Here is a 6,338-nt window from a genome sequence, read left to right as displayed (position 1 = left end):
GTCGTCCGACCGATCGCGCCCGTCCCGCGCCGGTGCGCTGCCGTTCGAGCCGGCGCTCGGTCATGGGCTCGCTCTCCCATTCGCATGCTCGACGATGAGCATCCGCGGCACGGGCGTCTCTGAGGCCCGTGCGTGATACCACGCCGTGGACGAGGCGGTCGCCTCGCGGACGAAGCCTTGAGACATTAACACGTTGATTGGTCGGGCCGCGGAGGCGACCGCGGGAGTCGATCGCTACGATGCCAGCCGTGCCGAATTCCATGATCTTCGAACCGCCCGCTGTCCGCGCGGGTCTGACTGCCAGTCACTACCCGATCGGAAGCGCCGTCGCCGACCGGGAAACCGTCGCCGGCGGGACCATCGACGTGGCCGGAGGGGTCAGCGTGAGCGGAGACGTCAGCGCCGGTCGTACCGGATCGCGGGGCTGACCAGGTGATCGAGGAGTTCGACCTGTGGCAGGCGGCGCCGTACGCCACCGGTACCGGTGAGGCCGACCGGCCGACCCTGACGGCGTTCACCATCCCGGGGCCGCAGCCGTCACCCGCTGTCCTGGTCCTGCCGGGCGGCGGGTACGCCAGGCACGCCGAGCATGAGGGCGCCCCGGTCGCCCGGTGGCTCAACTCCCTGGGTGTGGCCGCGTTCGTCCTGCGGTACCGGGTCGCGCCGTACCGGTACCCGGTGCCGCTGCTCGACGGGCAGCGGGCGATCCGGTACCTCCGCCGCCACGTGGACCGGTTCGGCATCGATCCCGGCAGGGTCGGCGTTCTCGGGTTCTCCGCCGGAGGGCACCTTGCCGGGCTGCTCGCCACGGCCGGCGACTCCGGCCCTGATGCCGTCGACTCCGGGCCTGGTGGCGCCGCCACGACGGAGGGCCTCGACGCGTCCGGCCCTGGCACGGCCGACTCGCCGGATGCTGGGGCCACGCGCTCGTCGGATGCCGGGCCTACGCGGTCGTCGGAAGCCGAGGGCACGCGGCACGGCGACGCTGACCCGATCGACGGCGAGGACCCGCGCCCGGGGCTGGCCGTCCTCTGCTACCCGGTGGTGAGCATGGTCGGTCCGGTACACGAGTCGTCCATGCACAGCCTGCTCGGGCCCGACCCGGACGGGGCGCTGCGCCAGCGGGTGTCCATCGAAAACCGGGTCACGACGGCGAGTCCGCCGATGTTCGTGTGGCATACCGCGGACGATCCAGTCGTGGACGCGGCGAACGCTCAGGTGCTCGCGGACGCGTTGACCCGTCAAGGCGTACCGCACGAATTGCACATCTATCCGCACGGCCCGCACGGCCTCGGGCTTGCCGAGGACGTACCGGTGGTGAGCGACTGGACACAGCGGTGCGCGGCCTTTCTCAAGACGCACGGCTGGTGACGCGCGGTCGCGGATGTCGCAGCCATGGCCGGTGGGCGGCCGGCGCACACGTGTGAGATACCCGGGACACGCCCGGTGAGCGGCTGTGAACGCTGCGCCACGCCCGATGACGGAGCGGGACGCGGATTCAGCGCCGATGCGGCGCGGTCACCGGGCGGAGGCGAGAGTGGTCGCGGCCTGTTCGGCCGGATCACCCGCGAAGTGCGCCATGCGCGCGGACAGCCGCCACAGCCGGTCCACGGATCCCGGATCCTGAGCGAGCGCCGAGGGCATCGCGAGCATCCTGCCCTCGTAGTAGCCGCCGTTGCGCACCGCACTCGACGCGGCGCACAAGCGCAGTACCGCCTCCGCACCGTCCGCGACCGGCGCGCCGTAGGTTCCGTACACCCTGCGCATCGTGCCGGTGGCGATGACGCCGGGATGCACGCTGACCGCGGTCATGCCGCCCGATGCCCGGGTCGCCACCGCCTGGGTCAGCATGGTGAGCGCGAGCTTTGACTGGGCGTACGCGGCGACCGGCGCGTGCCGCGTCGATCGGTCCGACTCGCCCCACCCGACATGGGCGCCACGGTGCACGGCGGACGAGACGCTCACCACGCGCCCGTGCGGTGCGTCCCGGAGGCTTCGCCACAACAGCCGGGTGAGCAGGTAGTGCGCGAGGTAGTTCACCTGGAACGTCGACTCGTACCCGTCCCCGGTGACGACGCGCCGGGTGTCTCCGATCACGGCGGCGTTGTTGACGAGCAGGTCGACGCGCCCGTGTTCGGAGATGATGCGCGCGGCCAGCGCCCGCACGTCGGAAAGACGCGTGAAATCGGCGACCTCGGACCGGAACAGCAGCGGATCGACGCCCGATTCGAGGAGACCGGACATCGCGAGATAGGCGTCCTCGTGGGTACGGGCGTGCACGATCACGGTGGCGCCGTCCTCGGCCAGCCCTCGGGCGACCTGGTAACCGATGCCGTGGGTGGCGCCGGTGACGAGAGCGACACGGCGGGTTCGTGCGTGAGTGAGCATGTTCAGTCCCGATCGGTACCGGGGGCGGCCGTAGGCCAGTAACGCTTTGCCAGTCAACAAGGCGGGCGGCGCCGGGTGCAAGGGGACGGGGCGATCTCTACACCGTTTTTACGCGCGATGCGGGGCGCACCGATTCGCAACGAATTATTGACACCTTGGGAGCGCTTCGCGCGTCGTGGCGGTGGGTAGCGTCTTCAGGATGTATGAGCAGTCCGGGCCGGCCGCGTCACACCGAGTCGCGTGATGGTCGCGTTCTGGGTCATGGTGGCGGCCGCGGCGCTGGGAGCCGTGTCCGCTCTGTGGCACCTGCCGGCGCTGCTGGGACCGGCGCGTCCGTTCGGCGTCCGGATACCGGCCGAGCTTGTCGGTGACGCCGGGATCGTCGCGTCAAACCGCCGCTACCACGTTCACGTCGTGGCCGCCGCGTGCGTGCTGGCCGGGGTGACGAGCGCGCTTGCCGGAGCACGGCACTGGCCCGTGGCCACGATCGCGTCGGGCACCGCGGCGGCGGTCGTCGCGCTGTTCGCGGTTGGCGGGCTGTGCTACTGGCGGACGCGCGCCACCATCGCCGGCCTGGTCCGAACCTGGCCCGCCGGCGCCGCCGCCATTGCCGGATCCGGGGTTGCTGCCGTGGGCGCCGTCGCTGGTAGGTCCGGTGCTGGCGAATCCGAGATTGAGGCCGCAGGCGACGCCGCTCCCGGCGTTGGTAGGTCCGCTGCTCGCGGATCCGAGGTTGGAGCCGCGGGTGACGCCGGTGCTGTCGCTGGTAGGTCCGGTGCTGCCGCCGCGGACGCTGAGGCCGCGATGGAGGCCGATATCGCGGCCGGCACGGGGAAAGCCGCTGCCGGGGTTGGGGCCGGGCCTGCTGATACCGCGCGGGGCACCGGCACCGCCGCGGAGGCCGGCATCCGGCAGGACGCCGGTAGCGGGTCGGGGGTTCGAGGGCCGGCACGATCCCGTTCCGGGGCATCAGGCGCCCGGCGCGCGTCGCGCCACCACCCGCTGGGTACCGCCGAGGCGGGGTACACCGCGAAGCCCGGACCGCGCCTGCCATGACCGCTCAGCCGTGCGCCCGGACGCCTTGACCGTCCCCTTCGAGACCTGCGGTGCGGGTGCCTCGGCGTCAACCGATCCGGGGCTGCGTGCGCCGGCCGGCGCGAAACAGCCCGTGCCGCGAAACAGCCCGTGCCGCGAAACAGCCGTGCCGCGTCGAAGCCCATGCCGTTTTAAAGCCCATGCCGGAGCAAAGACGTACGCCGCGCCGAACCCGTGGCACCAAAGTCGTGGCACATCAATGTCGTGGCACGTCAAGTACGGCGCATCGAAAACCATGAGGCGTCAAACCGCTGTTGTGCGCGCGTAGTTTTTCCGTCAACGCCTCTTGGCGCACCTGTCCGCCGCCGTCACGATCGTCCCGGTGAGCATCGACTCTTCCGACTCCGTCACCGCGCCGCGGCTGTCCGGGCCGGGCACGCTGTCCGGGCCGGGCACGCTGCCCGGGCCCGGCACGCTGCCCGAGCCCGGCGTATCGGCGTCACGCGGGGCGACCGCGGAATCCGGCGACGGTCCGGGACCGGGCGCATCACGTCGGGGGACACTCCGTCGCGCTACCCCGCGCCACCGGGGACATCCTCCCACCCGGATCTGGCAGCTGGCCGCGACCGTGGCCCTGACCACGGTCGCACTGTCCGTCCTGCTCACCGTCGAGATCCGCCACGAGAACAATGGACTCGTCACGATCGGCCACCGCGCCGGCCCGGAAGTGGTGGCCACCTCTGACCTGTATTTCGCGCTCAATGACATGGACGCCCAGGTGGCCAACGTGTTGTTGGTCGGCGACCAGCAGAACCTCGGCGTCAGCCGCGCCGAGGCACTGCGCATCTACGAGCAGCGACGCCAGCAGGTCGACCACGACATCCGGCAGGCGGCCTCGGCCGCCACCGATCCGGGCAGCCGGCAGACGATCGATGAGGTGCTCGACCGCCTCGGCAGCTACGAGGCGCTTGCCGCGCGGACGATCCTGCTCGACCAGCAGACACCCCACCCCGCCGGCCAACCATCGGCCGCCACCCTGGCACAGTACCGGCAGGCCACCGACCTGCTCAGGGCTCAACTGCTGCCGGCCGCCCGTCAACTGACCGACCGTCACGGGCAGACGCTGGAGGCCAGCTACGAGGCGCAGCGCGGCAGGATCGGGGTCGAGCGCGTTCTCGTCGCGGTCATCGGGACGGCTTTGGTCGTCGTGCTTCTCGTCCTTCAGCTGTACCTCGCGCGCCGATTCCGCCGGCTGCTGAACCCGGTCCTGGCCGGGGCGACGGTGCTCGCCGTCGCCGGAGTCGCATTGAGCGTCGGGTTGCTGTCGAGCGAGGCGGGGCACCTGACGGTGGCGAAGAAGAACGCATTCGACTCCATCCTGGCACTGAGCCGGGCGCGGGCGGTCAGCTACGACGCGAACGCGGACGAGAGCCGGTACCTCGTCGATCCCGCGTTGGCCGCCCAGTACCAGCAAGCGTTTCTCACCAAGACGCAACAGCTCGCGGACCTCCCGGACGCGACGCTCGTGACCTGGGACCGGGACTTCGCCGCCGCGCTCGCGGCCTACCAGCGCGACCACGACGACGTCGGGTGGAACGGACTGTTCGGCACCGAGTTCCGCAACATCACGTTCACCGGCGAACGCGCCGCGGCGCAGACCACCCTGCGGCGCCTCCAGACCTATCAGCTCGACGACCGCCGCATCCGCGACCTCGCCACCAGCGGCCGGCGCGGCGACGCCATCGCGCTGTGTACCAGCTACGCGCCGGGCGGATCGAACTACGCGTTCGACCAGTACGACCAGTCGCTGGCCGCGCTCATCGCCGTCAACCAACGCGCCTTCGACCGGGCTATCGCCGACGGCCAGCGCGAACTCGCCGGTCGCACGGTCGCGCTGTGGATCGGGTGTGCGGTGATACTCGCGCTGCTGGCCGTCGGGGTCAGACCGCGCCTCATCGAGTACCGCTGAGCCCACCGCCGTCGCGCGCGGTACCGGCGGTGCCGGCCTAGCCTTCGGCACCCCTCGAGTCGAGGAGAGCCAGCTCGTCCGGTGACAGCCGCAGCGCACCCGCGGCCACGTTCTCGACCAGGTGCTCGGGATCGCCGGTACCCGGGATGGCCAGCACGTGCGGCCCGCGGTGCAGCGTCCAGGCCAGCCTCACCTGCGCCGGGGTCGCATCGTGTGCCTGGGCGACGGCGAGCACCGCCGGGCTCTCACCGGTGCCGGCGATGGCGAAGAACGGTACGAAGGCCACCCCCTGCTCGCCGCAGACGCGCACGAGTTCGTCGTCCTCCCGGCGGGTGCCCAGGCCGTACTGGTTCTGTACGCAGACCACCGGCGCGATGGTCTGCGCCTCGGCCAGGTGCTCAAGACTCACGTTCGAGATGCCGAGGTGGCGGATCAGCCCGGCGTCGCGCAACTCGGCGAGCGCGCCGAAGCGGTCGGCTAGCGAACCGCTGCCCCGCTCCAGCCCGGCGCCGATCCGCAGGTTGACCACGTCGAGGTGGTCGCGGCCGAGCTGGCGGAGGTTCTCTTCGACCTGTCCGCGCAACTGCTCCGGCCGGGCGGCGGGTAGAAAATTGCCCGACGGATCCCGTCCCGGCCCCACCTTGGTGGTGATCACCAGGTCGTCCGGGTACGGGTACAACGCCCGGTTGATCAGCTCGTTCGCAGAGCGCAGCGGGGAGAAGTAGAAGGCCGCGGTGTCGATGTGGTTGACGCCGAGGTCGACCGCGCGGCGCAGCACGGTGATGGCGCGGTCGCGGTCGCTCGGGGTTCCGTCCGCGTTACTGGTCAGGCGCATCGCGCCGAAGCCGAGCCGGTTGACCGTACGGTCGCCGAGCTGCCAGGTACCCGCGGACGACGCGGTGGTCATGAGGGCGGTCATGACGTGAGCCTGCCACAGCCGCCCGAG

6 protein-coding genes are annotated in these 6,338 nt (G+C 71.4%); 4 read left to right on the top strand and 2 right to left on the bottom strand.

The annotated features are described in order from the left end of the window. The first annotated feature begins 248 nt into the window (after positions 1-248). A complete protein-coding gene (locus tag Raf01_RS17685) occupies positions 249-428 on the top strand; it encodes a hypothetical protein (protein WP_203919007.1) in 180 nt (59 codons plus the stop codon). A 4-nt stretch (positions 429-432) separates the two neighbouring features. Beyond that, positions 433-1,371, top strand: coding sequence for an alpha/beta hydrolase (locus Raf01_RS17680; RefSeq protein WP_203919006.1), 939 nt, complete (start codon positions 433-435; stop codon positions 1,369-1,371). Between the two features lie 147 nt (positions 1,372-1,518). On the opposite strand, the gene Raf01_RS17675 is transcribed toward Raf01_RS17680, so the two are convergent. Continuing rightward, positions 1,519-2,388, bottom strand: a complete 870-nt coding sequence (locus Raf01_RS17675; protein WP_203919005.1) for an SDR family NAD(P)-dependent oxidoreductase — start codon at positions 2,386-2,388, stop codon at positions 1,519-1,521. Between the two features lie 240 nt (positions 2,389-2,628). Here Raf01_RS17675 and Raf01_RS17670 point away from each other — a divergent pair, with 240 nt between their 5' ends. Then, positions 2,629-3,444 carry a hypothetical protein gene (locus Raf01_RS17670; RefSeq protein ID WP_203919004.1) on the top strand — a complete coding sequence of 272 codons (816 nt, stop codon included), beginning with the start codon at positions 2,629-2,631 and terminating at the stop codon, positions 3,442-3,444. 361 nt (positions 3,445-3,805) lie between these two features. Then, on the top strand, positions 3,806-5,392 hold the full coding sequence (locus Raf01_RS17665; protein ID WP_203919003.1) for a GlnX family signal transduction membrane protein: 1,587 nt from the start codon (positions 3,806-3,808) through the stop codon (positions 5,390-5,392). Positions 5,393-5,429: 37 nt separating this feature from the next. Here the strand turns inward: Raf01_RS17665 and Raf01_RS17660 are convergent, their stop codons facing one another. Next, positions 5,430-6,311: an oxidoreductase gene (locus Raf01_RS17660; protein WP_239133689.1), complete on the bottom strand. Its 882-nt coding sequence runs from the start codon at positions 6,309-6,311 to the stop codon at positions 5,430-5,432. Positions 6,312-6,338 lie beyond the last annotated feature (27 nt).

The organism is Rugosimonospora africana (assembly GCF_016862975.1).
In the GTDB taxonomy this organism is placed as follows: Bacteria; Actinomycetota; Actinomycetes; order Mycobacteriales; family Micromonosporaceae; genus Rugosimonospora; species Rugosimonospora africana.
Note: the sequence above shows the minus strand (reverse complement) of the source record. Positions and strands in the feature narration are given on the sequence as shown.